At 42.9% G+C, this 26,527-nt stretch carries 28 protein-coding genes; 9 read left to right on the top strand and 19 right to left on the bottom strand.

Annotated elements, in window-relative coordinates:
- Window positions 1-154: 154 nt before the first annotated feature.
- The 11 genes from nusG to fkpA form a co-directional block, all read right to left on the bottom strand.
- Window positions 155-700 (bottom strand): transcription termination/antitermination protein NusG, encoded by a 546-nt coding sequence (nusG, locus tag I3B46_RS01730; protein WP_004924769.1) that lies wholly within the window; start codon window positions 698-700, stop codon window positions 155-157.
- A complete protein-coding gene (gene secE, locus I3B46_RS01725) occupies window positions 701-1,087 on the bottom strand; it encodes a preprotein translocase subunit SecE (RefSeq protein ID WP_004924767.1) in 387 nt (128 codons plus the stop codon).
- Between the two features lie 541 nt (window positions 1,088-1,628).
- On the bottom strand, window positions 1,629-2,813 hold the full coding sequence (gene tuf / locus I3B46_RS01720; RefSeq protein WP_036942149.1) for an elongation factor Tu: 1,185 nt from the start codon (window positions 2,811-2,813) through the stop codon (window positions 1,629-1,631).
- A gap of 77 nt (window positions 2,814-2,890) precedes the next feature.
- Window positions 2,891-5,017 carry an elongation factor G gene (fusA, locus tag I3B46_RS01715; protein WP_004923927.1) on the bottom strand — a complete coding sequence of 709 codons (2,127 nt, stop codon included), beginning with the start codon at window positions 5,015-5,017 and terminating at the stop codon, window positions 2,891-2,893.
- An 80-nt stretch (window positions 5,018-5,097) separates the two neighbouring features.
- Window positions 5,098-5,568: a 30S ribosomal protein S7 gene (gene rpsG / locus I3B46_RS01710; RefSeq protein WP_004923925.1), complete on the bottom strand. Its 471-nt coding sequence runs from the start codon at window positions 5,566-5,568 to the stop codon at window positions 5,098-5,100.
- A 98-nt stretch (window positions 5,569-5,666) separates the two neighbouring features.
- The gene (gene rpsL, locus I3B46_RS01705; protein ID WP_004923923.1) at window positions 5,667-6,041 is read right to left on the bottom strand and encodes a 30S ribosomal protein S12; all 375 of its coding nucleotides are present in this window, start codon (window positions 6,039-6,041) and stop codon (window positions 5,667-5,669) included.
- Between the two features lie 138 nt (window positions 6,042-6,179).
- A complete protein-coding gene (gene tusB, locus I3B46_RS01700) occupies window positions 6,180-6,467 on the bottom strand; it encodes a sulfurtransferase complex subunit TusB (protein WP_004923919.1) in 288 nt (95 codons plus the stop codon).
- A 20-nt stretch (window positions 6,468-6,487) separates the two neighbouring features.
- Window positions 6,488-6,847 (bottom strand): sulfurtransferase complex subunit TusC, encoded by a 360-nt coding sequence (gene tusC / locus I3B46_RS01695; protein ID WP_004923916.1) that lies wholly within the window; start codon window positions 6,845-6,847, stop codon window positions 6,488-6,490.
- A gap of 126 nt (window positions 6,848-6,973) precedes the next feature.
- Window positions 6,974-7,375 carry a sulfurtransferase complex subunit TusD gene (gene tusD, locus I3B46_RS01690; protein WP_014656962.1) on the bottom strand — a complete coding sequence of 134 codons (402 nt, stop codon included), beginning with the start codon at window positions 7,373-7,375 and terminating at the stop codon, window positions 6,974-6,976.
- Window positions 7,372-8,076 (bottom strand): helix-turn-helix transcriptional regulator, encoded by a 705-nt coding sequence (locus I3B46_RS01685; RefSeq protein WP_014656963.1) that lies wholly within the window; start codon window positions 8,074-8,076, stop codon window positions 7,372-7,374. The genes tusD and I3B46_RS01685 overlap by 4 nt, the downstream gene beginning before the upstream one ends.
- A gap of 409 nt (window positions 8,077-8,485) precedes the next feature.
- Window positions 8,486-9,238, bottom strand: coding sequence for an FKBP-type peptidyl-prolyl cis-trans isomerase (fkpA, locus tag I3B46_RS01680; RefSeq protein ID WP_004923907.1), 753 nt, complete (start codon window positions 9,236-9,238; stop codon window positions 8,486-8,488).
- Window positions 9,239-9,448: 210 nt separating this feature from the next.
- Between fkpA and I3B46_RS01675 the strand changes: the two genes are divergently transcribed.
- Entirely contained in the window at window positions 9,449-9,670 is a 222-nt protein-coding gene (locus I3B46_RS01675) for a SlyX family protein (RefSeq protein WP_004923904.1), read from the top strand.
- A gap of 69 nt (window positions 9,671-9,739) precedes the next feature.
- On the opposite strand, the gene slyD is transcribed toward I3B46_RS01675, so the two are convergent.
- The 4 genes from slyD to kefG form a co-directional block, all read right to left on the bottom strand.
- Window positions 9,740-10,342 (bottom strand): peptidylprolyl isomerase, encoded by a 603-nt coding sequence (gene slyD, locus I3B46_RS01670; RefSeq protein WP_053110224.1) that lies wholly within the window; start codon window positions 10,340-10,342, stop codon window positions 9,740-9,742.
- A gap of 89 nt (window positions 10,343-10,431) precedes the next feature.
- Window positions 10,432-10,635, bottom strand: coding sequence for a YheV family putative zinc ribbon protein (locus I3B46_RS01665; RefSeq protein WP_004923902.1), 204 nt, complete (start codon window positions 10,633-10,635; stop codon window positions 10,432-10,434).
- Window positions 10,636-10,646: 11 nt separating this feature from the next.
- On the bottom strand, window positions 10,647-12,452 hold the full coding sequence (gene kefB / locus I3B46_RS01660) for a glutathione-regulated potassium-efflux system protein KefB (protein WP_004923898.1): 1,806 nt from the start codon (window positions 12,450-12,452) through the stop codon (window positions 10,647-10,649).
- The gene (kefG, locus tag I3B46_RS01655; RefSeq protein ID WP_004923894.1) at window positions 12,452-13,006 is read right to left on the bottom strand and encodes a glutathione-regulated potassium-efflux system ancillary protein KefG; all 555 of its coding nucleotides are present in this window, start codon (window positions 13,004-13,006) and stop codon (window positions 12,452-12,454) included. Before kefG ends, kefB begins: the two co-directional genes overlap by 1 nt.
- 166 nt (window positions 13,007-13,172) lie before the next feature.
- Between kefG and I3B46_RS01650 the strand changes: the two genes are divergently transcribed.
- Window positions 13,173-15,110, top strand: a complete 1,938-nt coding sequence (locus I3B46_RS01650) for an ABC transporter ATP-binding protein (protein WP_036942164.1) — start codon at window positions 13,173-13,175, stop codon at window positions 15,108-15,110.
- A gap of 47 nt (window positions 15,111-15,157) precedes the next feature.
- On the opposite strand, the gene adiA is transcribed toward I3B46_RS01650, so the two are convergent.
- Window positions 15,158-17,434 (bottom strand): arginine decarboxylase, encoded by a 2,277-nt coding sequence (adiA, locus tag I3B46_RS01645; protein WP_004923888.1) that lies wholly within the window; start codon window positions 17,432-17,434, stop codon window positions 15,158-15,160.
- 116 nt (window positions 17,435-17,550) lie between these two features.
- Window positions 17,551-18,411, bottom strand: coding sequence for a MurR/RpiR family transcriptional regulator (locus tag I3B46_RS01640; RefSeq protein WP_014656964.1), 861 nt, complete (start codon window positions 18,409-18,411; stop codon window positions 17,551-17,553).
- Between the two features lie 237 nt (window positions 18,412-18,648).
- Here I3B46_RS01640 and murQ point away from each other — a divergent pair, with 237 nt between their 5' ends.
- Window positions 18,649-19,560 (top strand): N-acetylmuramic acid 6-phosphate etherase, encoded by a 912-nt coding sequence (gene murQ / locus I3B46_RS01635; RefSeq protein WP_040132705.1) that lies wholly within the window; start codon window positions 18,649-18,651, stop codon window positions 19,558-19,560.
- A gap of 27 nt (window positions 19,561-19,587) precedes the next feature.
- The gene (gene murP, locus I3B46_RS01630; RefSeq protein ID WP_004923877.1) at window positions 19,588-21,060 is read left to right on the top strand and encodes a PTS N-acetylmuramic acid transporter subunit IIBC; all 1,473 of its coding nucleotides are present in this window, start codon (window positions 19,588-19,590) and stop codon (window positions 21,058-21,060) included.
- Between the two features lie 41 nt (window positions 21,061-21,101).
- Here the strand turns inward: murP and I3B46_RS01625 are convergent, their stop codons facing one another.
- Window positions 21,102-21,707 carry a LysE family translocator gene (locus tag I3B46_RS01625; RefSeq protein ID WP_004923874.1) on the bottom strand — a complete coding sequence of 202 codons (606 nt, stop codon included), beginning with the start codon at window positions 21,705-21,707 and terminating at the stop codon, window positions 21,102-21,104.
- A 97-nt stretch (window positions 21,708-21,804) separates the two neighbouring features.
- Between I3B46_RS01625 and I3B46_RS01620 the strand changes: the two genes are divergently transcribed.
- The 3 genes from I3B46_RS01620 to I3B46_RS01610 are packed head-to-tail and all read left to right on the top strand — an operon-like array spanning window position 21,805 to window position 23,924.
- Window positions 21,805-22,785, top strand: a complete 981-nt coding sequence (locus I3B46_RS01620; RefSeq protein ID WP_004923872.1) for a hydrolase — start codon at window positions 21,805-21,807, stop codon at window positions 22,783-22,785.
- A complete protein-coding gene (locus I3B46_RS01615) occupies window positions 22,782-23,000 on the top strand; it encodes a YheU family protein (protein ID WP_004923869.1) in 219 nt (72 codons plus the stop codon). The genes I3B46_RS01620 and I3B46_RS01615 overlap by 4 nt, the downstream gene beginning before the upstream one ends.
- Before the next feature lie 57 nt (window positions 23,001-23,057).
- Window positions 23,058-23,924: a phosphoribulokinase gene (locus I3B46_RS01610; protein ID WP_004923866.1), complete on the top strand. Its 867-nt coding sequence runs from the start codon at window positions 23,058-23,060 to the stop codon at window positions 23,922-23,924.
- Window positions 23,925-23,997: 73 nt separating this feature from the next.
- Here I3B46_RS01610 and I3B46_RS01605 read toward each other — a convergent pair whose 3' ends face one another.
- A complete protein-coding gene (locus tag I3B46_RS01605; RefSeq protein WP_014656965.1) occupies window positions 23,998-24,402 on the bottom strand; it encodes an OsmC family protein in 405 nt (134 codons plus the stop codon).
- A gap of 304 nt (window positions 24,403-24,706) precedes the next feature.
- Here I3B46_RS01605 and crp point away from each other — a divergent pair, with 304 nt between their 5' ends.
- Window positions 24,707-25,339 carry a cAMP-activated global transcriptional regulator CRP gene (crp, locus tag I3B46_RS01600; RefSeq protein ID WP_004923862.1) on the top strand — a complete coding sequence of 211 codons (633 nt, stop codon included), beginning with the start codon at window positions 24,707-24,709 and terminating at the stop codon, window positions 25,337-25,339.
- 195 nt (window positions 25,340-25,534) lie between these two features.
- Window positions 25,535-26,509: a hypothetical protein gene (locus tag I3B46_RS01595; RefSeq protein WP_104873046.1), complete on the top strand. Its 975-nt coding sequence runs from the start codon at window positions 25,535-25,537 to the stop codon at window positions 26,507-26,509.
- Window positions 26,510-26,527: the final 18 nt, after the last annotated feature.

The raw sequence follows: 26,527 nt of genomic DNA, 5'->3' as shown, positions 1-26,527 counted from the left end.
CCTCTAGATGGGTGATAGCGCCTAATTTTAGGCTCCCCGTTAATTAACACGCCCCGCAATTTGTTAACCAAATAATGCAAAGCGTAAAAAACAAAAGGCGCGAAATTGTAGTCAAATTTCACACCTTTTGCAAGCCAGTTTTTGCCGTAAAAAGTTAGACTTTTTCGACTTGGCTGAAATCTAATTCGACAGGCGTTGCACGACCGAAAATAGAAACAGAGACCTTCAAGCGGCTCTTTTCATAGTCGATTTCTTCAACCACACCGTTAAAGTCAGCGAATGGACCTTCGCTAACACGCACCATTTCACCTGGCTCAAACAATGTTTTAGGACGTGGTTTGTCGCCAACTTGCTGTAGGCGATTCATAATCGCATCGACTTCTTTATCACTAATTGGTGCTGGACGATCCGACGTTCCACCGATGAAGCCCATCACACGCGGTACACTACGTACTAAGTGCCATGAATCATCATTCATAACCATTTGAACTAATACATAGCCTGGAAAAAACTTACGTTCGCTTTTGCGACGCTGACCACTACGGATCTCAACAACTTCTTCGGTTGGAACCATGACTTCGCCGAAAGAGTCTTCCATACCATGCAATTTGATATGTTCACGTAGTGATTGCGCTACACGGCCTTCAAAACCAGAGAAAGCCTGAATAACATACCAGCGCTTTTTAGGTGAATCTGACATTTAGAATAACCTCAGGCTTGTAATAATCGAAACTAAACGCACTAGGATACCATCTAATCCCCACAGTATTAATGACATAACAGCCGTTACTGCAGCAACAATCAAAGTCGTTTGTAATGCTTCTTGGCGAGTTGGCCAAATCACTTTTCGCATCTCAATGCGAGCTTCACGCGCAAACGATAGTGCTTGTTTCCCCTTTACGGTCCACAAAGCGACAGCACCTGCAATGGCGACAATAGCCACAACAGCAAAAGCACGCAGCGCGAGGTTATATTGACGGAAGTAATAGTTGCCAGCTATAGCAATCAGTAGTAGGACAGCTACCACCACCCACTTAAAGACGTCTACACTGCGTCCACTTCCTTGAGCTTCGCTATTCGCACTCATAATTCAACCTGTTACCATGAAGTATGTATAAAGCCTGTTAGCCTACAAAACGGTAAAGCAAACAGACCGAACCAATAGAATATGCCAACATATCCCTTATGTACCCGCCGAGCTTGCTAAGTCAAACAGGGAGTATCGTTGACAATACCTGCAAAAGTAAAAGTGTCGTCAGCGAGCAAAAAGACAATTGCGCCCTATCTACTTTCCGCAGGTCATTACTGGCATGCTCAGCAAATTTTTCGCCACGATATTATGAAAATGAATTTCTTAATGTGGCAGCGGTAAAATATACCATATCTTCTGAGCAAAACCTTAATAAATCTCATATAACTGCATAAAGCTGGTGATACAGCCGTTATTTCGTTGCATCAGAGCCTATCTCACCAATAATTAGAACAACTATTGATGAGATAGGTTCTTAATTTTACAACGCATATACTCACAATCCATCGGGTCATATAGTTAGTCTATATAACTCGAATAATTTTAAGTATAAAAAGGGCATCCTATAGATGCCCCTTTTCACTACAGTGGGTTGTTATTATGCAATGATTTTTGCAACAACACCCGCACCTACTGTACGGCCACCTTCACGGATTGCGAAACGCAAACCATCGTCCATCGCGATTGGGTGAATCAGAGTTACTTTCATGTTCACGTTGTCGCCTGGCATTACCATCTCTACGCCTTCTGGCAGTTCGATAGTACCTGTTACGTCAGTTGTACGGAAGTAGAACTGTGGACGGTAACCTTTGAAGAATGGCGTGTGACGACCACCTTCATCTTTGCTCAGAATATAAACTTCTGATTCGAAAGTTGTGTGTGGCTTGATTGAACCTGGTTTCGCCAGAACTTGACCACGTTCGATTTCTTCACGCTTAGTACCACGCAGCAGAACACCTACGTTCTCACCTGCACGGCCTTCGTCCAGCAGTTTACGGAACATTTCAACGCCAGTACAAGTGGTTTTCGCAGTCTCTTTGATACCTACGATTTCAACTTCTTCACCAACTTTGATGATACCACGCTCAACACGGCCTGTGACTACTGTACCACGACCTGAGATTGAGAATACGTCTTCGATTGGCAGCAGGAATGGCTTGTCAATTGCACGCTCTGGCTCTGGGATGTAGCTGTCCAGTGCTTCTGCTAGTTCAACGATTTTCGCTTCCCACTCTGGGTTGCCTTCCAACGCTTTCAGCGCTGAACCACGGATAACTGGAGTGTCATCACCTGGGAAATCGTATTGAGACAGAAGTTCACGAACTTCCATTTCAACCAGTTCCAGCAGCTCTTCGTCGTCTACCATGTCACATTTGTTCAGGAACACGATGATGTAAGGAACGCCAACCTGACGACCTAACAGGATGTGCTCACGAGTTTGTGGCATTGGGCCATCTGTTGCCGCAACAACTAGGATTGCACCGTCCATCTGAGCAGCACCCGTGATCATGTTTTTAACATAGTCGGCGTGTCCTGGGCAGTCTACGTGTGCGTAGTGGCGAGTTGGTGTATCGTACTCTACGTGAGAAGTAGAGATGGTGATACCACGCGCTTTTTCTTCTGGTGCGTTATCGATTTGATCGAATGCACGAGCGCTACCGCCGTAAGTTTTTGCCAGAACAGTAGTGATTGCTGCTGTCAGGGTAGTTTTACCGTGGTCAACGTGGCCGATTGTACCAACGTTAACGTGCGGTTTTGAACGTTCAAATTTTTCTTTAGACACGACTCTATTCCTTATGGAGTTCCTTCTTCACTGTGAAGAAGGAACTTAATTAAAGTAGTTAAATCGATTAAAACCGATTATTTAGCGTTACGAGCTTCGATAACAGCTTGTGCAACGTTGTTTGGTGCTTCATTGTACTTCAAGAACTCCATTGAGTATGAAGCACGACCTTGCGTTTGTGAACGCAGGTCAGTCGCGTAGCCAAACATTTCTGACAATGGTACTTGTGCACGGACAATTTTACCAGTTGCCATGTCATCCATACCTTCAATCAGACCACGGCGACGGTTCAAGTCACCAATTACGTCACCCATGTAGTCTTCTGGTGTTTCCACCTCAACTTTCATGATTGGCTCAAGCAGAACAGGTTTCGCTTTTTTGAAGCCATCTTTAAACGCGATTGATGCCGCCAGTTTAAATGCCAGTTCAGATGAGTCAACATCATGGTAAGAACCAAAGTGCAGACGAATCCCCATGTTAACAACAGGGTAACCAGCCAGTGGGCCAGATTTCAACTGCTCTTGGATACCTTTATCAACGGCAGGGATGTATTCACCAGGGATAACACCACCTTTGATTTCGTTGATAAATTCGTAATCCATTGGAACGCCGTCTTTATCATTTTTGTCAAGTGGGTACATATCGATAACCACGTGACCGTACTGACCACGACCACCAGACTGTTTCGCGTGTTTACCTTCGATATCAGTAACTTTCGCAGTGATAGCTTCACGGTAAGCAACTTGTGGTTTACCAACGTTCGCTTCAACTTTAAATTCACGACGCATACGGTCAACCAGAACGTCCAAGTGCAATTCACCCATACCAGCGATGATAGTTTGACCTGTTTCTTCATCACTTGATACGCGGAATGATGGGTCTTCCTGAGCCAGACGACCCAATGCGATACCCATTTTTTCTTGGTCAGCTTTAGTTTTTGGTTCAATTGCAACAGAGATTACTGGCTCTGGGAATTCCATACGTTCTAGGATGATTGGTGCATCAACCGCACACAGAGTATCACCTGTAGTAACGTCTTTCAGACCGATAGCAGCCGCGATGTCACCAGCGCGAACTTCTTTAATCTCTTCACGCTTGTTAGCGTGCATCTGAACGATACGACCAAAACGTTCTTTTTTAGCTTTAACTGGGTTCAGTACAGTGTCACCTGAGTTAACAAAACCAGAGTAAACACGGAAGAACGTCAGGTTACCAACGAACGGGTCAGTTGCAATTTTAAATGCTAAAGATGAGAACGGCTCATCGTCACTTGCGTGACGTTCCGCTGGAGTATCTTTACCGTCATCCAGAATACCGTTGATTGCAGGTACATCTGTCGGAGATGGTAAGTACTCAATAACTGCATCCAGCATTGCCTGAACACCTTTGTTCTTAAATGCAGAACCACAGGTAACCAGGATAATTTCGCTTGCAAGAACGCGTTGGCGAAGAGCCGCTTTGATCTCTTCTTCAGACAGTTCATCACCGCCCAAATATTTTTCCATCAGTTCTTCTGATGCTTCAGCAGCAGATTCAACGAGGAAGTTATGCCATTCTTCAGCTTGTTCTTGCATGTTTGCAGGGATATCTTCGTATTCGAAGGTAACGCCCTGATCTTCATCGCTCCACTTGATCGCTTTCATTTTGATCAAGTCAACAACGCCGGTGAAGCCTTCTTCAGCACCAACTGGCAGTTGAAGTGGAACTGGGTTTGCAGCCAAACGTGTTTTTAATTGATCAACAACACGCAGGAAGTTTGCACCCATACGGTCCATTTTGTTAACGAACGCGATACGTGGAACTTTATATTTGTTAGCCTGACGCCATACTGTTTCAGACTGTGGCTGAACACCACCAACTGCACAGTAAACCATGACCGCACCATCAAGAACACGCATAGAACGTTCTACTTCGATTGTGAAGTCAACGTGTCCTGGGGTGTCGATAATGTTAATACGGTGTGGTTCGAATTGTTTTGCCATACCAGACCAGAATGCAGTAGTCGCTGCAGACGTGATAGTAATACCACGTTCTTGCTCCTGCTCCATCCAGTCCATTGTTGCAGAACCTTCGTGAGTTTCACCAATTTTATGGTTTACACCTGTATAAAACAGAATACGTTCAGAAGTTGTTGTTTTACCGGCGTCGATGTGTGCACTGATACCGATGTTACGATAGCGTGATATGGGCGTTTGACGAGCCATTTTTTCCTCTCTCGTGGGCGTTCAATTCATCATTTAAAGGGTAGCAGAAAGCTACCCTCAGAAACACTAACGTGGTGAAATTACCAACGGTAGTGAGCGAACGCCTTGTTAGCTTCTGCCATACGGTGAACGTCTTCACGTTTCTTAACAGCAGAACCTTTGTTTTCAGCTGCATCCGATAATTCGTTTGCCAGGCGCAGAGCCATTGACTTATCACCGCGTTTACGAGCAGCATCAACGATCCAACGCATTGCCAGTGCATTACGACGAACCGGACGAACTTCTACAGGAACTTGGTAAGTTGAACCACCAACACGGCGGGATTTAACTTCCACAGTCGGACGCACGTTGTCTAGTGCAAGTTCGAATGCATCAAGTTCACTCTTACCAGAACGCTGAGCCAGGGTCTCAAGCGCGTTATATACGATTGCTTCAGCAGTAGATTTTTTCCCGTCTACCATCAGGATGTTCACAAATTTGGCCAGTAATTCTGATCCGAACTTAGGATCTGGAAGAATTTTACGTTGACCAATTACGCGACGACGTGGCATGGATATTACTCCGTTTTTAATTCAGGTTTGCCCAAAACTCGATTCGAGTATTTTGACATTAAGTTTAAAAATGTTTGGCCTTACTTAACGGAGAACCATTAAGCCTTAGGTTTCTTAGCACCGTATTTAGAACGGGCTTGTTTGCGGTCTTTAACACCAGAGCAGTCCAGTGCACCGCGAACGGTGTGATAACGCACACCTGGCAAGTCTTTAACACGACCGCCACGGATCAGGATTACGGAGTGTTCCTGCAAGTTGTGGCCTTCACCACCGATGTAGGAAGAAACTTCATAACCATTAGTTAAACGAACACGGCATACTTTACGTAGTGCTGAGTTTGGTTTTTTAGGAGTGGTGGTATATACACGAGTACATACGCCACGTTTTTGCGGGCAAGCTTCCAGTGCTGGAACGTTGCTTTTAACAACTTTCGAGCTACGTGATTTGCGTACCAGCTGATTAATAGTTGCCATTATTAAAAAAGCTCCTGGTTTTTTTTGCTTCGTAAACACGGATTTTCGACCTCGTTCGCCAACATGACGATACACGAGGACGCGAAATTTTATTGCTGACTGACTCAGGTGTCAAGAAATATACAACTTTTAACCCTTTTATAGGGCAAAATGTTGTTTATGACTCACTGTGAGCTGTACAAAATCTCGATATGAGGCTAAAGACACCTGCTCTGAAATCATATTCTGCAAGCCGCGGGCATTAACATCTGCATCTAATGCGTAGACTCGCGCACCTTTTTGTTGCAGTTCACGTAAATGAGTCGATTGACTTACCGCGGCAATCACACCGTCTTGTATCAGTAATACCGCATCATCTGGCGCAATCAGCCGCAAAATGGCCGTGAAATCACAATGAAAAGGTGAAGTTGCTATAGTATAAAGCATAGAAAAGATCCTACAACAGATCAAAATTTAAGCACAACATCACATTTGGATAATTTATCGCGAATTTGTGTCGAATTGATGACACTCGCGTCCACAATCCATCGACTCTCTTCGCAAATTCCTCTTTCCTTTAAAGAATCAGAGCAAATGTAAATATTGTCGATATCGTAAAGCGGCAAAATTTTAAAGGTAGAAATATAGTCCCGCGCTAAAATTTCAGTGGGATTTTGATTTGCCAGTAACTGGCACACACCATCCGACAAGAAAAACACTGAAATATCCTCCGTCAGTGCTGATGTCGCCAATAAGGCATCTAACCCTTCTCGGCCACTGGCATTTCCATGAGGCATTGATGTAAAAACAAAAGCGAATTTTTTCATATCTGCTCTAAATAATTCGAAATGCGGCTAGGCATTGAGGTAACGGCATCATTCGCACGGATCCCCCACGAACGTCACCATTTCTACTGCAATATCATGCTATTTTTGCAGTATAACGAGGAAGCCCTAAAAACGGATAGTACGATCTGCCGTCATCATTGCTTCTGCCAAACTGCCTAATCCGCTCATGATAAAGCCATCACCGAGGTTACTGACAGCAAGGGAGAGTAGCTCAGCTTGTTCTTTATCGACCACACCACGGCGCAATGCAGCAGACACACAGATATGCATTTCACAACCCGACTTTTGAGCAAGCTGTTGCCATGCTTTCACTAAATTAAATTCATCATTGGCAGGTGAAGTGAGCGCATTCGCATTTGTAACACCTTCACTGTAAAAAAACAGTGTTTTTAAACAATGCCCTTCTTCAAGAAGGGCATGAGCAAATTGGTAAGCACTCGCGGCTTGCTGAGTACCATAAGCAGGCCCGGTCACCAGCAAACAGTATGTTAGAGGTTGTGTGTTCATTCCCCACTCTTAAACTGGCGAATATAGAGATAAACAGTATGTTTAGAGATATTTAGGCGATCTGCAACTTGGTTTATCGCATCTTTGATATCAAAAATCCCTTTTTCATAAAGATTCAGGACAACCTGTTTATTTTTCGCATTATTTGACACATTACGATCAGAGCTAACTTCTTCAATCGTATATTCTAATGTTTGTGCAACCAAATCATCGACTGAGGAGGCAAAGTTAACGTCTGAAGTCACATCTTGCTTCTCTTCAGGGACAAAACTTTTGATGATTTCTGAGAATGGCACATCAAGATTCATGTTAATACACAGTAAGCCAATGACACGCTGATTGCGGTTACGAATGGCAATCGTAACCGATTTCATTAAATCGCCGCTTTTAGCCTTGGTGAAATAGGCTTTTGATACATTAGATTCTTCATCAGCCATGTCATGCAGCATACGCAATGCAAGATCCGTGATTGGTGAACCAATTTTACGCCCTGTATGTTGCCCGTTGGCTATTCTGACGGCTGAACATTTTAAATCTTCCAGAGAATGAAGGACAATTTCACAATGTGCACCTATCAACATAGCTAAGCCATCAACGGCCGCTTCATACGATTTTAGAATTTCATGATCGGTTTGGGTGAAAGGCTCATTATTAAGTAAATTAATATCACTGTGATCATTTGAAAGTACTGAGTTAGACATTTTTAAACACCATCCTTCAAGTGTACGAAAATTCACCAACCTGACTAATGAGGCGTTAATTGTTAGAGGCTTTTGCCTGCATTTCATTATAAAGCGTCAGTAAATAAGGCGAAGAAATAATAAAACGTTATATAGTGAAGTTAAAACTACGGGGCGCTGCCGTCAAGCGATTGCATGCAAGACAGTTTGTTTTATCACAAGTTTTAAACAAAATAAGCATTATTTTTAGCAAATAATCAATAAACTTATTCGAAATCAAATTCCAGATGGCTTTTCTTAAATATGTCAGCATAATCAACTAATTATTTATTATATCTTGTTTAACTTTTTCTTCGCAAAAAATAAGTTGATCCCGCCTTAACGTAAAAAACCCAGACAATGCTGGGTTTTTTAAACTACTGCTTAAAAGTTATTTGCCTGTTGGCTTGATATCTAACAATTCAACATCAAACACCAGTGTGGAGTTAGCAGGAATACCTGGAACACCATTTTCACCGTACGCCAGTTCTGCAGGGATCACTAACTGGATTTTCCCGCCTTTTTTCACGTTAACTAGACCTTCGGTCCAACCTTTAATCACTGAATTCAGTGGGATTGTCAGAGGTTCATTGCGTGAATATGAGCTATCGAACTCAGTACCGTCAACTAATGTACCTTTATAATGAACAACAACGGTATCATCTGCTTTAGGTTTAGCGCCAGTACCTTCTTTTTCAATTTTGTATAACAGACCAGATTTCGTTTTCACTACGCCTTTTTCTTTCGCGTATTTTTCACGATATTCAGCACCTGCTTTTTCGTTAGCCGCTGACTCATCTTTCATTTTTTTTTCAGCTGCTTCTTTCACTTGGCCTTCAAACTGACGCAAAGTTTCTTCAACTTCTGCATCCGTCATTTTACTTTTGTTGTTGAACGCATCTTGAACGCCTGCAAGCAGTTGCGCTTTATCTAAATTGATACCAATATTTTTCTGCTCATCCAGTGAGTTTTGCATATAGCGGCCTAAAGATGCCCCTAACGCATAGGCATTACGCTCTTCGGCTGATTTAAATGCGCTACTTGTTGGCGCTTTCGTTGTCGTTTCAGCGGCCATAACTTGTGGTGCTCCGAAAGCTAGCGCCAATGTCGTTGCCAGAAGACTTGCCTTAAACAGTGATTTCATCCTAATCTCCGATATCTATTATAAGTATGCGTTGTTACTTACTTCATAATCTTTAGTATAGAATAGTAAGCAACAGAATTGACTACTTAGACAACATTAACAAAAAGAGGTTTCAACGCCTATCCTTTTAACTAAAACTTATCTATTGATTTGTAATGTTCAGTTATTATGATGATTTTTTTATGATGAAAAACCATAAGGAGCCACTAAATGGATTCATCGGACGCTTTTGAACAACGCCTTGAGCTTTTGGAAAGCAAAGTTGCTTTTCAAGAGGTAACGATAGAACAGCTCAACCAAGTCATTACGGACCAACAAATGCAACTGTCTAAATTACAAGAGCATATCCGTATTGTGGCTGAAAGACTAAAATCATCACAATCCTCGCATCTTGCGAGGCCTGAAGAAGAAACACCACCGCCACACTATTAAGTTTTCACCCATTATAAAAACAAAAAAGGAAAGCGATTTCAATGCTTTCCTTTTTTTAATATTGATTAATTAGTGGCAGCCACAACCGCCGTGTTTGTGACCATGTCCGTGACCTTCGCTACCACCACAGCAACCACCTTCTTCGCCATGGCTATGACCGTGACCACCGCCACAGCAACCCCCTTCATGGTCATGATCATGACCGTGAGCGCCATGTGCGTGACCATGAGCTAATTCTTCTTCTGTTGCTTCACGAATTGCGATGATCTCAACATTGAATTTTAGGTTTTGGCCAGCCAACATGTGGTTACCATCAACGATCACTTCATCACCTTCAATACCGGTAATTTCAACTGGCACTGGTCCCATATCTGTATCAGCCAAGAAGCGCATACCAACTTGTAGTTCTTCAACGCCCATAAACACATCTTTTGGAACACGCTGAACTAAATTTTCATCGTATTGACCATATGCGTCGTCTGATGCCACTTCAACGTCAAAGTGATCACCCACCGCACGGCCTTCTAGCGCTTTTTCCAAACCTGAAATTAAAGAACCACGGCCATGTAGATAGTCGAGTGGCGCATTTGCCGGGGACTCATCAACTAAAACACCGTCTTCTGTTCTTACTTGATAAGCCAAGCTGACTACCAAATCGTTTGCTACTTTCATGACATCTCCTACTACCCATAGAGGGGGAAAAAATTTTGCTAATTGTACCGGAAAACAAGACGGCTGTATTGAGAATTGACAAAATTCTCTTACTCAGGTGTAAAAATTCCGATAACTTGTTCCTGCTTGCGTACATGAGGCGTTGCACTATCGTCAACTTGGCGCTGCTGATCCCCACAATTCACACATTCGACGACATCAATTTTATCTTCACGCCACATCATAAGAGTGTCTTGTGACTGACATTTAGGGCATGTTGCCCCTGCAATAAATCGCTTACGTGTTGACGACATTGTCCTATCCTTTATTCATCATGATTCCAGCTATGAGGCTGGCGGTGCTCTCTAAGCATCTCTTTTTCGAACAGCTCATTTAATTCTCTACGAGCCTCTTTCACACGGGAAATTTGACCACTATCCCCTTCATTTTCAGGGATAATCTCTCTTAATACCCGCATATCTAAGCGCCTAAAATGCTGTTTTGCACGATAGGCTTTATGAGGGTGCATTCCCGTACTGATTAACGCCTTGCTGCCAAGCTCTAAAGCACTGGAGAACGTTTCACGGCTGAAATCTTTAACGCCGCTTTGCAATAATTCATGGGCTTCAACGCGCCCTTTCGCCCTAGCAATAATATGCAGGTTAGGGAAATTTTCTTGGCATAAATGAACAATTTCCATGACCTCTTCGGGAACATCGCTCGTGATCACAATCGCCTTCGCTTTATCTGCCCCAGCAGAGCGTAGCAGTTGTAATTCGCGCGCATCCCCATAATACACCGTATAACCATAACGGCGCATGGTACTAATTGCCGTGACATCCTGCTCAAGTACCGTAATTTTAACTTTGTTCGCCATCAATAAACGCCCGACGACTTGCCCCATCCGCCCAAAGCCAACCAAAATAACGTGTGGGTCGTTATCTTCCACAAAGGGCTTCTCCGTGGACGTTGGCTGGCGATTATAACGGTAGTTGAGGTAGGCATCTATCAACTGCATCACAAGTGGCGTCGTCATCATAGACAAGGTGACGACGACTAAGAGTAGATCCATTTGCCTTTCATCAATCACGCTTGCCCCAGAGGCGGTCGCAAAAATAACAAAAGCAAATTCACCACCTTGGCTTAATACCCCTGAAAATTGAGCTCTCGCGCCACCGCGTAATCTTGCTATCCAACTTAAGATATATAAAACCAATGCTTTAACCGTGACTAAAGCCAACACCCCAAGCAAAACTTGCGGTAGGTATGACCAAAGGACTTGTAAATTTAACGACATCCCTACTGAGATAAAAAATAGCCCCAATAATAGCCCTTTAAATGGCTCTATATTGATCTCTAATTCATGACGAAATTCCGTTTCCGCCAGCATTACACCAGCCATAAACGTACCTAATGCCATAGAGAAGCCAAGGCTTTCCATAATCAGTGCAGAGCCAAGCACTACGAGCAATGCCGCCGCGGTAAAAATTTCATGTACGCCAGATTTTGCAGCAAGACGGAACATTGGGCGTAACAGATAGCGTCCTACAACCCAAAGGCCAGCGAATGCCACCACTTTTATCCCTATACGATACCAATCATTACTTGCTGTATCGCCAGCTAACAGTGGGATCAACGCCATTATCGGGATCACCGCCATATCTTGGAATAGTAAAACCGAAAACCCTAGCTGCCCGCTCTCTTTGTTGGACATCCCTTTTTCGTTCATGAGTTGCAATGCCATTGCGGTTGATGACATCGCCATACCAAGACCACCCACAACGGCAGCTTGCCAAGAGAACTTAGCTAAAAAGAGTAAACCTGCCATTAAAGCAGCCGTCACAACGACTTGAGCCGTTCCTACCCCAAAAATTGAGCGGCGTAGCTCCCACAGTTTGGATGGTTTCAGTTCCAATCCAATCAGAAACATCAAAAAGACAACGCCCATTTCTGAGAAATGGAGAATATCGTCAACGTTATGGATAAAGCCAAATACGAATGGCCCGATCACAATCCCTGCGAGAAGGTAACCCAGTACCGCCCCTAAACGAATTTTTTGTGCGATGGGCACCATCACTACACCAGCACACAAGAAAATAATCACAGATTCAAAGATATCGAGTTGCCCCATTAGGATAGCCCCCCAATTTGTAGTGGCTGTTGAATCCACTCGCGATATCCCGCAATAATCTGTTGTAACTGTTTTTTATCTTGCCGACGTGCTGCATAAATCACACTTGGCTCTAACCATTGCATATCACACATCGCTGCCGTTAATTCAAAAGGCCGTAAAATATCGCTCAAAGGGTAATGGTTATACCCTCCGTATTGATAGGCCTCTTGAGGTTCCCCTGTAGTAATAATGGAACGCCAATATTTCCCTTTTAGCTTTTGATATCCCATATCCGTTGCGAAACGGCGAGTTAATACCCTATCAAACCACTCTTTTAATAAGGCCGGACAGCTATAGGTATAAAGTGGGTGTTGAAATACAATAATATCGTGCTGGCATAACAATTTTTGCTCTGCCGTCACATCAATAAAATAGTCAGGATACGTCGCATACAGATCATGAATTGTGACATGTTCTAAATCCTCAACGGCTTTGAGTAAAGCTTTATTGGCGACGGATTCATCAGGATCTGGGTGTGCATAGAGCACCAGTATTTTCAATTTATTTGACATCTTTCCCTCCTCAAAGGCGTGTCAGACGGATAATTTTCCGTTACCATGCAGCTTTTGGTAAAGCGCTTTTATTTTTACGCCCCGTCATTTTCATATGGCCATACGCTTGTTGAAAATCTGAGGGTATTCATTATTTAATTTAACATATTTTCAACTGACGGCTGCTATGATTGTTTTCTCTTCCTTACAAATTCGCCGTGGCGTACGTGTTCTTCTGGACAATGCCACCGCTACAGTTAACCCCGGTCAAAAAGTTGGGCTCGTGGGGAAAAATGGCTGTGGCAAATCCACACTGCTTGCGTTACTCAAAGGTGAATTACAAGCAGAAGCAGGCTCAGCTACCTTTCCCAGCACATGGTCACTGGCATGGGTTAATCAAGAAACACCTGCGCTGGATGTTCCTGCTCTAGAATATGTCATTGATGGTGATCGCGAATTTCGTGCGCTTGAACAACAGCTACAACTTGCCAACGAAAAAAATGATGGTAATGCAATCGCGGCCTTGCATGGTCAACTTGATGCAATTAATGCTTGGAGCATCCGCTCTCGCGCCTCTAGCCTATTACATGGCCTAGGTTTTAGCCAAAACCAGTTACAAGAGCCTGTAAAATCTTTTTCAGGTGGATGGCGTATGCGCCTTAACCTTGCTCAAGCGCTGCTATGTCGCTCAGACCTCTTGCTGTTGGACGAACCGACCAACCACCTTGATTTAGATGCTGTTATTTGGCTAGAAAAATGGCTCAAAAGCTATCCCGGCACATTAATATTAATTTCTCATGACCGAGACTTCCTCGATCCTATTATCGATAAAGTGCTGCATATTGAACAAGAAACAATGTTCGAATATACGGGCAACTACTCCTCATTTGAACGTCAACGCGCCACGAAACTCGCTCAGCAACAATCTCTCTATGAGAGTCAGCAGGCTAAAGCGGCTCACTTACAAAGTTATATCGACCGATTTAGAGCAAAAGCCACCAAAGCGAAACAAGCACAAAGCCGTATTAAGATGTTAGAGCGTATGGAAATGGTGGCACCTGCACATGTGGATAATCCGTTTCATTTTTCATTCCGCCAGCCAGAGAGTTTGCCAAATCCATTATTAAAAATGGAGAAAGTCAGCGCGGGTTATGGTGATAAAGTCATCCTAAACTCAATCAAATTGAATTTAGTACCAGGCTCTCGTATTGGTTTATTGGGCCGTAATGGCGCAGGTAAATCGACACTGATTAAACTACTTGCAGGTGATTTGCAGCCTCTGCAAGGCGTAGTATCGCTAGCGAAAGGGATTAAACTCGGCTATTTCGCACAGCATCAGCTTGAGTACTTGCATGCGGATGAATCCCCTTTACAGCACCTAGCACGAATTGCGCCACAAGAGACTGAACAACAGTTACGTGATTATTTGGGAGGGTTTGGTTTTAAAGGCGATCAAGTTACTGATCCTAGCGGGCGTTTTTCTGGAGGGGAAAAAGCACGCTTAGTGTTGGCATTGATTGTTTGGCAACGGCCTAATCTGTTACTACTCGATGAGCCAACCAACCATCTTGATTTAGATATGCGCCAAGCCTTAACAGAAGCTTTAATTGATTTTGAAGGTGCATTAGTTGTCGTTTCCCATGATAGGCACTTATTACGCTCAACAACGGATGATTTGTATCTCGTGCACGACGGTTTAGTAGAGCCTTTTGATGGTGATTTAGATGATTACCAGCAATGGCTAGCAGAGCAAAATAAACTGGAGTTGCAGCAGGTTCGTGAATTGCAAGAAAAAGAGCGACCAACCAATAACGCAACGGTCACTGCGCAAGATAGGAAAGATCAAAAGCGCCGCGAAGCAGAATTTCGCCAACAAACTCAGCCTATCCGTAAAAAATTGATTGAGTTGGAAAAGAAAATGGAGAAACATTCAGCGCTGCTAGCAGAATTGGAAGCAACATTATCTGACGCTGCAATTTATGAGCAAGAGCGTAAAGCTGAATTGACCGAGTGCCTGAAAAAGCAAACGGAGCAAAAAAACGCATTAGAAGAGGTAGAAATGGCGTGGATGGAGTTGCAAGAGCAGCTTGAAACCATGACTAGCGAATTTGAGGCCAACGCATAATTGTTTGATTAAGATAGCCCATTTAATATCGGGCTATCTTTTATCGCTTATTCATCACATGTTTTCACACACATCACATAATATTGGCCATCAATAATTTCTGTTCCTTCTGTTTCATGCTCAAACCCGGGAAATTCACTATCCCATGCCTGTAAACTCCGTAGATAATGAATATGCGGGCTATTTTCATCACCAAAGTTCTCCCCCGATAAGAGCATCGGGATCCCCGGTGGATAAGGAATAATCGAGTTTGCAGCCACTCTCCCCATGAGCTGATCAACGGGTACGGCTTCAACACGGTTAGCGACTATTTGTTGATAGGCATCGCGTGGAGTCATCATCACTTGAGGTAATTGCGAATAGGCCTGATTTAATCGTGCACCCGGATTATTTTTTTGTAGATAGGCAAACATTTTATCGCCGAGATCACGTAACCCCATTTCACCATAAATTTCAGGTGCTGACGCCACGACTTCGGGTAACACCTTTTTCAAGGCAGTGTTGTTATCATAATGGCGTTTAAAGGAAAGTAACGTATTAACTAATGTTCCCCATTTCCCTTTGGTGATGCCCATGGAGAATAAGAACATAATTTGGAAATCCGTCGTTCTTGTTGGCACAATGCCATAGTGATTCAGCCATGCTGTCACGAGAGCGGCAGGAACCCCTGTATCTAACAGCTTTCCATCGTCTCCCATACCGGGAGCAAGAATACTCACTTTAATGGGGTCTAGCATGGCCCAATTATCAGGAATATCATTAAAACCATGCCATTTATCTTCAGGGTGCATTACCCAACAACTCTGTTCCCTCATCAATAATTCAACAGGTGCATCTTCAAAGGCGTATCGTTTCCCTGTTGCGGGGTCTTTCACCATCTCCTGATTCCAAGGTTTGAAAAACCATTCATCATCATTGAGAAACTCTTTATATAGGTAGGCTAAAGATTGCCTAAAGTCGATAGATTCTCGGATCACTTCATCCGTCAGTGAACGTCCACTATTGCCGTCCATCATGTCGGCAGCAATATCATTAGATGCACAAATAGCATATAGCGGTGAGGTTGTTGAGTGCATTAGATAGGCTTGATTAAAACGATTAAAGTCAATGGCGTTACGCCCGTTACGCACATGAATAAACGACGCTTGAGACAGCGCATTGAGTAATTTATGGGTGGAATGGGTAGCGAAGATAGTCGGCTCGTTTTCTGTCCGCTCTTCGTCACGCATGGCAAAGTGGTTACGATAAAGCGGGTTAAAGCGCGCGTAACCATACCAAGCCTCATCAAAATGAATACGGTCTAAAGAGCCATCGAGCAAATCTTGCACTTTACGTGCGTTATAGCAGACACCATCATAAGTACAGTTAGTCACCACACTATAAGCGGGTTTTTGCTTTACTTTACCTTTCGTTAACGGGTTAGCCGCGATTTTAAATTTAATCGCATCTGGGGTCATTTCTTTTGGGTAAATTGGCCCGATAATACCGTAACGGTTACGACTTGGGATCATATAAACGGGTTTTGCTCCCGTTAAAATCAAGCCCTGCTCGATCGATTTATGGCAGTTACGGTCAATCACCACCACATCATCATCGGTCATACAGGCCTGCATAATTGTCCGATTAGAGCCGGACGTACCGACCACCACGGAATAAGATTGGTCGGCGCCAAAAATGCGAGCGGCGTTTTTTTCACACTCACCAAATGCACCGGTATGATCCAGTAGCGATCCCACTGCCACCCGTTCAATACCAATATCTGTACGAAAGAGATTTTCACCAAAGAAATCATGGTAAATACGTCCAGCAGGCGTTTTGGTAAAACCAACACCTCCTTGGTGCCCCGGCGCTGCCCATGAATATTCATGAACATCACTGTATTTAATGAGGCTTTTCATGAGCGGCGGGAGTAGTTGTGAGCGATAACGTTGGATAGCGGCAAGTACTCGACCCGCAATAAAGTCGGCAGAGTCCTCCAATATCCATGCGAACTCGTCAACTTGCTCCATCATATTGCGGTCAAAGGCGACCAATGCCTCTTCACGGTCACTAAGCAAGAAAACCGGTACATCTTCTTGCCTTCGGTGTAATTGCGTAATTAAGCGATGTGCTTGGATTTGTTCGTCACGATCCGACATATCGCGACCGTATAACAAGCAATCAATACTGGTATTTGAACGGATATAAGCGAGGCCATCTTCAAAGTCACGAATAATGACAGTTTCCACATGCTCATCATTCAACTCACTGGCAAGTCTTGCTACGGCATGGCTAATCACGGAATCTTTATCCGTTAGCTCGGTATAAACAATTAGTGCCCTCATTAATAATGCCCCTATAAATTACGTCAAATTATTCACTCACTACATTAGTCTTAACGCAAATAGGTACTTTTTGCAAAAACAAGCGGATTACTAATTGATAAAAAACAGCTTTATTTTTATTCATCTAGCCTGTTGATCATGACTCGCGCATTCATCACCAACATTTTCGCCCGTGCTTCACGTTTTTGTAATAGCGCCATAAACAGCAGATCGGTTAAGGTATTTTGTGCCGTGCGTGAGGAAATCGATGAACTGCGCCATTCATTTTCTTCCGCGATACTCTCAAGCACATAATCAGCTAATTGAGCAAGCGGTGACAGCCGGCTACGGGTGATTGCAATCACATTCGCGCCTTGCTTACGTGCAATACTCGCGGCGGTCAGCATGTCTTTACGTTTGCCCGTAAAAGAAATGACAATCTGTGTATCTTGTGGGGTCAATGTCAACGCTGCAGCAATTTGCACATGATGATCGGATTCCACCAATGTGGTAATGCCTATCTTTTGTAATTTATAGCTTAAATCCTTCGCGGTTAACCCCGAGCCGCCAATGCCAACAATTTGTACACGCTGGGATTTATCAATGGCATCCACAATTTTTTCAAACAGTTTGAAATCGATATGGCGAGTTGTTTCAGTAATCGAATAATTTTTTTCTAATGCTAATTTTTGTGCAACTACCATCAAGTTATCATTTTGCGTGATACGGTTATGCAACGCCGTATGCGGATTGGCCTCATCAAATTGCTGCCGTCCGATGATCTCACTTAACGCTAACTTCAATGCTGGATACCCTTTGACACCGACTTTTTGGCTAAATTTCACCACAGCGGATTGGCTCACATTTAATGTTTCCGCTAACTGCTGTGACGATAAGCTCAGTACACGCTCTGGCTTCTCAAGAATAAACTGAGCGATCCTACGTTGGTTTTCCGCAAGTCTTGGCAGCAAACAAGTGATGGTATCCAGTAAAGTCATCCTTAATTCCTTATTTGTTGAATATAATAAAAAATAAATTATTCCTATTAGAATAACTTCATTACTTAGTTTTAATCCTTTAAATTCAATAAGTAATTTATTTAAGCAATCTAAATTATCCGAAAATATTCTTTCATATTGGCAATTCAGAATAGAGAACGCCGTGATCATTATCACATCACTGGAATAAATAATTCCTTAATATCGCCTCATTAACTGAGGTAGGAGTAATTTATTATGACCATTGACTTAAGCAGAATGGTAACTGAAAGCCGTAACGCCGCGAGCACCAATATCGATCAACTGTCGACCATCGATATGTTGCAAGTCATTAATAACGAAGACAAGCAAGTGCCTTTAGCGGTTGAGAAAGTCCTGCCGCAAGTTGCCCAACTTGTCGATAAGGTGGCCCAAGCATTTCTTAATGGTGGCCGCTTAATTTATGTTGGTGCTGGCACTTCTGGCCGTTTAGGAATTTTAGATGCCAGTGAATGCCCTCCTACCTACGGTACACCTCATGAACAGGTGGTCGGCTTAATCGCTGGCGGCCACCAAGCTATTTTTCGCGCTGTGGAAAATGCCGAAGATAAGCCAGAGCTGGGTGAGCAAGACCTGCTTAATATCCAATTTAATGATAAAGATGTTTTAGTGGGTATCGCGGCAAGTGGGCGTACACCTTATGTACTCGGGGCACTGGCTTATGCGCGCAAGGTCGGCGCAGTTACCGCTTCAATCAGCTGTAATCCGAATAGCCCTGTCGCAAATGCTGCCGATATCGCCATCACCCCTATTGTCGGGCCTGAAGTCGTGACTGGCTCTTCACGTATGAAAGCAGGTACTGCACAAAAACTGGTGCTCAATATGATCACGACTGGCGCCATGATCCGTATCGGAAAGGTTTTCGGTAATTTAATGGTGGATGTCGAGGCAACCAATGCCAAATTGGTTGAGAGACAAGTCAAAATTGTCATGGAGGCAACTGAGTGTGACAGGCAAACTGCGGAGCTAGCACTACAACAATGCCAAAGACACTGTAAAACTGCAATTTTGATGATCTTATCTGGGCTTGATGCTCAGGAAGCGCGTCAATTGCTATCGGACAACCAAGGTTTTATTCGTACAGCTCTTAATGTCGCAAAGTCCGTTTAATACACGGGAACTGATAGGGTAAATGGCATGGCTAAAATAACAAAAGAAATGATGCAGGCAATCCTGCAAAATGTCGGGGGTAGTGAAAATATTCGTCATGCAGGAAACTGTATGACACGTTTACGTTTGACCCTCAACAATGACCAACTTGTCGATAAAACAGCAATTAAACAGATCCCCGGCGTTCTTGGTGTGATTGAAAGTGAAGATCAATTGCAGATTGTACTCGGCCCCGGCAAAGCACAAACCGCCTCTGATCTCATGAATCAGCTCTTAGAAAGCGATGAATCTGGTTTCTTTTCTAACATCGATACATCATTAGAAAATAACTTAAATGCCCTCGCTTCATCCAATAAACAGCAAATGAAGCAAAAGCAAACAAGTGCAATTCATCGTTTTTTATCTAAGTTTGCGACCATTTTTACCCCTCTTATTCCGGGCTTTATTGCAGCAGGCTTATTACTCGGTTTTGCTACGTTAGCAACTCAAACCCTTTACCCTGGGGGTTTACCGAAGTCGCCTGAACAACAGACATTCGCAGTTCATCTGATCCTGTATATGTCAGTGTTTAGTAAGGGGCTATTTAGCTTTTTAAGCATTCTGATTGGTTATAACGCGCAAAAAGCATTCGGTGGAAGTGGCGTCAATGGTGCTATCATCGCTGCACTATTCGTCCTTGGTTATGACCCAAATGCCACTTCAGGGGTCTTTTCTGGAATGACCAACTTCTTTGGTTGGGATATCGACCCGCGTGGTAGCATTATTGGCGTGTTAATCGCTTGTATTTTCGGTGCATCGGTTGAAAAACAAGTCCGTAAAATCATTCCTTCTAACCTCGATATGATTTTAACATCAACCATCACGTTGCTTATTGTTGGTGCTGCCGCTTATGTTGTCATTATGCCACTAGGAAGCTGGTTATTTAATGGCATGTCATGGCTGTTTATGCACTTAAACGGTAATCCTTTCGGAACGGCAATATTAGCGGGTTTATTCTTGATTGCGGTGATGTTTGGTGTACACCAAGGGTTTGTTCCCGTCTACTTTGCCCTAGTGGATGCACAAGGCTTCAACTCCCTATTCCCTATTTTAGCAATGGCGGGGGCAGGACAAGTCGGTGCAGCATTAGCGCTCTATGCGAAAGCGAAGAAAGGCTCTATCTTACGTAATCAAATTCGTGGCGCTATCATTCCGGGTTTCCTCGGTATCGGCGAACCGCTGATTTATGGTGTCACCTTGCCTCGAGTAAAACCTTTTGTAACGGCTTGCTTGGGGGGTGCTGCGGGTGGTTTCTTCATTGGGCTAATCGCTTGGATGGGGTTACCTGTCGGGCTTAATACCGTATTCGGGCCATCGGGTCTTGTCGCCATTCCGCTAATGACATCAGCCCAAGGCGTATTTGCAGGAATGGCTGTGTATGTTGGTGGTATTGCTGTTGCTTATGTGTGTGGATTTATTTTCACTTACTTATTTGGCAGCAAAAATATCGATTTAACATAAAGCCAATCAATGCAATGGGGGGGTTATCTATCCCCCCTTTTTTATTCGAGCCAAATTAATGGCACACACGCCGCGGTTAATAGCCCCATCACTAAGTTAAAAATAAACCACGCTCTGCGACTTTTTAGAAAATGGCCGATCAATGCTCCGCCCGCCATCCAGATTAGCCCTGCCACAAAATTAACGGTAACCACCGCAATACTCATGATGATAATGGATTGCACAAACAGTTCTCCGGGTAGACTATAGCTCCCCACAGCACCTAACCCCATCATCCATGCTTTAGGATTTAAAAATTGTAACAAACCACCTTGATACCATTTGATATTTTTTGTTGCTGTCGTTTCTGTTTTTAGTGGCGAATAACGAGCCGTAGCGGTTTTCCATGCTAACCACAATAGGTACGTACTACCCGCGATTTTCATCGCCACATGCAAAGCAGGATAAAGCAATAAAAGCGCTGCAACACCGAAAGCGGAGAGGTAAAGTATTGATTGCATGCCTAACATAATCCCTAATAATAAGGGAATACTGCGACGAAACCCATAATTTGCCGTGCTTGATGTTAATAGCATGTTATTAGGGCCAGGTGTTATTGCTGCAATGAATAGAAATGTAAAAAGAGAAAAAACCAGCCCTAGACTCATTTATAATCAATCCTCAAAAATTGAGCATACTTGCATCATAAAAAAATAACAGTATGTTATGTGCCCTACAAGGGAATTACTAAATTAAATTAAGGCTATGTCAGAAAACTTTCGCCCTATTAATTGGGCTAAAAATCCACATCTTCAAACATTATTGCCAAGAATTTTTCGTAGAACGCCGAAAATCAAACCAATTTGGCAACGGCTAGAGCTACCTGATGGCGACTTTATTGATCTTGCATGGAGTGAAGCTCCCGAACAGGCAAGCAAAAAACCTCGTTTAGTCATCTTTCATGGCTTAGAAGGTAACTTTAAAAGCCCCTATGCGCATGGGATGCTTGAAAGTGCCCAAAAGCAGGGATGGCTGGGTGTGATTATGCATTTTCGCGGTTGCAGCGGCGAGCCTAACCGCCAAAAACGGATCTATCACTCTGGCGAAACCAGTGATGCACGTTACTTTTTGCATTGGTTAAAGCAGACTTGGGGGGATGTTCCGACAGCGGCTGTTGGTTATTCTCTTGGTGGCAATATGTTAGCCTGCTATTTAGCAGAAAATGGTGATGACGCCGATATTGATGCAGGTGTTGTTGTTTCCGCACCTTTAATGCTAGAGCCTTGCTCAATCCGTATGGAAAAAGGGTTTTCTCAATTTTACCAACGCTATTTACTTAATGGATTAAAGCGTAACGCAACACGTAAACTCGTTCGCTACCCGGGTTCATTACCGCTTAATTTGCTACAATTAAAGCAGCTAAAACGTATTCGTGAATTTGATGATGTGATCACCGCAAGAATTCATGGTTTTGAGAATGCGACCGACTATTACCAGAAATGCAGTGCATTACCAAGGCTGCCTCGTATTACAAAACCAACATTAATTATTCACGCAAAAGATGACCCTTTTATGGCACCTGAAGTCGTGCCAGATATCTCACGTTTACCTGCTAATATTGAATACCAAATGACAGAGCATGGTGGGCATGTTGGTTTTGTTAGTGGTAGTTTAAGAAAGCCAGAAATGTGGCTAGAGAAACGTATTCCACAGTGGCTAACACCGTATTTGGATAAACAATCATGATTATTCCTTGGAAAGATTTAGCACCTGAAACTTTGGAAAACCTAATTGAAGCTTATGTGCTCCGTGAAGGAACGGATTACGGCGAGCATGAAAAGACGTTACAGCAGAAAGTGGATGATGTGAAACGGCTGTTAGTTTCTGGGGAAATTGTGCTAGTCTGGTCAGAATTGCACGAATCTGTTAATTTTATGCCTAAAAATCAGTTTCGCCCGTAACCCCGTTTCGCTCATGGCTTAAACAGCGTGGACGTAACGCAACACAGGGAGTCCACGATGTCAAAAAAGCACCCCATTATTGCAATTACCGGTTCTAGCGGTGCTGGAACCACCTCAACAAGTCTGGCATTTCGTAAAATATTCCACCAATTAAATATTCAAGCCGCAACCTTAGAAGGTGATAGTTTCCATCGTTATACTCGGCCTGAAATGGACATGGCTATTCGCAAGGCGAGAGAGCAAGGCCGCCATATCAGCTACTTTGGTCCAGAAGCCAATGACTTCGCCTTATTAGAGCAGACACTGTTAGAGTATGGCTTACATGGTAATGGTAAATCGCGTAAGTACCTGCATACCTATGATGAAGCGGTACCGTATGGGCTTCAACCCGGTACATTTACGCCATGGGAGTCCCTGCCTGCGAACAGTGATATTCTTTTTTATGAAGGCTTGCATGGCGGGGTGGTGACGCCAGAAAATGATGTTGCACAACATGTTGATTTATTGGTGGGCGTTGTACCAATTGTTAACCTTGAATGGATTCAAAAGTTGATCCGCGATACGACCGAACGCGGCCATTCACGTGAAGCCGTCATGGACTCCGTCGTTCGTTCAATGGGGGATTACATCAACTATATTACGCCGCAATTTTCACGTACGCATATTAATTTCCAACGCGTCCCCACTGTCGACACATCAAACCCATTTTCTGCGAAAGCGATCCCTTCACAAGATGAAAGTTTTATTGTGATCCGTTTTAGGGGGCTGGAACAAATTGACTTCCCATATTTACTGTCCATGTTAAACGGCTCATTTATATCAGCAATGAATACCATTGTTGTTCCTGGCGGTAAATTAGGCTTAGCCATGGAATTAATTATGACACCTCTCGTTGAAAAATTAATAAAGCAGAAACACGATTAAGCGCCGATGATGCTTATTATTATTTAATAAATAAGCATCATGAATTAAAAAAATTATATAATTAATAAATAAATTATTGATTCTGGATTTCAAAACTGTGGGTAACTTTAACCGCTTTTTCTAACATTAAAGAGACTGAGCAATATTTTTCAGCCGAAAGTTGAACTGCACGTTCAACCGCTTTTTCCGTTAAATCCGTTCCAGTTACAATAAAATGTAAGTTGATATGGGTAAAATAACGTGGAGCTTCATCGCGGCGTTGTGAGGTTAATTTAACTTCACAACCTTTTACGTCATGGCGGCCTTTTTGTAGAATAGACACAACATCCACTGAACTACACCCCCCAACCGCCATTAACACCATTTCCATTGGACTTGGAGCTTTATCACCTGAATTGCCATCCATCATAACTTGATGGCCTGATGCTGATTCTCCTAAAAATGAGAGACCTTCAACCCATTTAACTCTTGCTTCCATATTTAATTCCCCTAGGAAAATATTTTCTAAAAGATAACATTGTTGCATAAATACTTTCAATCAAATAGCTGCTTTAAGATGCTGAACCGATAAAAGCAAGACTTTCTCGGTTGAATATGTTACAAACAAAGTTCCACCTGATAGGGTTAAGATCAAAACTCAAGGTTTCAATTGATAATATTATAGTGTTGGTATTAACTTGCTCTATAATGCGAATTAATATGCTAAGCTAGTGACTTTAAAAACCAGCCGTTCTCGTTACAATTAACTGAATGGCTGTATTAACATACAGAGGATAACGCTAATGGTTCTCGGCAAGCCACAAACAGACCCTACTCTTGAATGGTTTTTGTCACACTGCCATATTCATAAATATCCATCCAAGAGCACTCTGATTCATCAGGGTGAAAAAGCAGAAACCCTTTACTATATCGTTAAAGGCTCAGTGGCTGTTTTAATCAAAGATGAAGAAGGCAAAGAAATGATCCTCTCCTATTTAAATCAGGGAGATTTCATTGGTGAACTAGGGTTATTTGAAGAAGGACAAGAACGTTCAGCTTGGGTTAGAGCAAAAAGTGCCTGCGAAGTCGCTGAAATTTCTTACAAAAAATTCCGTCAACTTATTCAGGTCAATCCTGATATTCTTATGCGCCTTTCTGCGCAAATGGCAAGTCGCCTGCAAACCACCTCAGAAAAAGTCGGTAACCTTGCTTTCCTTGATGTGACAGGCCGTATTGCACAAACTCTGCTTAATTTAGCGAAACAGCCCGATGCGATGACGCATCCAGATGGAATGCAAATTAAGATCACTCGCCAAGAAATTGGCCAAATCGTTGGTTGTTCACGCGAAACCGTTGGTCGCATTTTGAAAATGCTAGAAGACCAAAATCTGATCTCCGCACACGGTAAAACGATTGTCGTGTACGGTACTCGTTAACCGATATTAGTCTCACCACTTTGGTAAGACCGCGATTGCATAATGGCTTTATATCTTTGATATAGAGCCATTTTTGCTTCAACATCACCGAAAAACCAGAAAATAGCATTAATATCGTTATTTTATATTATTCATATCTACTAAAAAATAAAATCTAGAATAATTAATATACTATTATTTGAAGGTTTTATTAAAATGAAAATAAGTGAACATCGTCCATCCCTAAAATATATCAACCAAACAATCACGGCTCATGCAGAGATGCTAAAGCGTGGCAATATGACCCCTGAGACAATCTCTGAATCATGCCGGATAAAAAGAAATAATTTAGAGGCAAAATATAAGTTTCTTAACGAAACAAATAGCATTAAGCCAATATCAATCACCTTACCTACACCAGTAAAATTCGATGACAACGCATTTAAAGAGCGACAAGCTAAAATCGATGCGGCAATGAATATCGCCAATATCCTAAAGGAGAGTCAACTCCCTTCTCTGCCCTCATTATCGTTACCATTGAACTATTCATTAAAATCGAAGCATTCAACAAATACGATTAAAGAGCATGATTGTAATATGAGTGGTAACCAGTCAGCTCATTCGCTAAATATACCTAGACCCACAACGGATCTTCGACAAAAACTTGAGCAGTTGAGATCTAAATGTGAGAGGGTTGCTGCTAATTTAGATGCTAATAGTTATTCTGCTGAATCACTAAAGGTGAATTCAATGATCCACCTGAAAAAATTAGAACTCAATGCAAGCCTTATTGGCACTGACTACTCAGAGCTGGATTTAGTATGGTATATGGATAAAAAAGCACAAACTCAATCCGAGAAAGAGGCAATAATTAAAAATTTCACGCCCCCAAAACCAATCGCACATCAAAAAGGAAGCCGAATTCCCCTCAAGATACCGACTATCACTCAGGAATTAGATCAACCTAGAAAAAAACGTTCCATTCATCAGGCTACTGACATTATTTCATCTCATTCTCAGGGCAAGGGGCGAGTGATTATCAATGGGCAGGTAAAAAGAGACCTGAGTGGAATGGCATTATCCCCTTCGACTGCCGATCCGCGCAAAACAAATATCGATAAAATGCCAAAGAAAGAAATTAGCATTAATCATACAAAAAATATCAATACAAAAAGTGCTAAGGCATGTTGACCTTTGCTGTTTATTTTT

It is taken from the genome of Providencia sp. 2.29 (assembly GCF_015832305.1).
Taxonomy (GTDB): domain Bacteria; phylum Pseudomonadota; class Gammaproteobacteria; order Enterobacterales; family Enterobacteriaceae; genus Providencia; species Providencia stuartii.
Note: the sequence above shows the minus strand (reverse complement) of the source record. Positions and strands in the feature narration are given on the sequence as shown.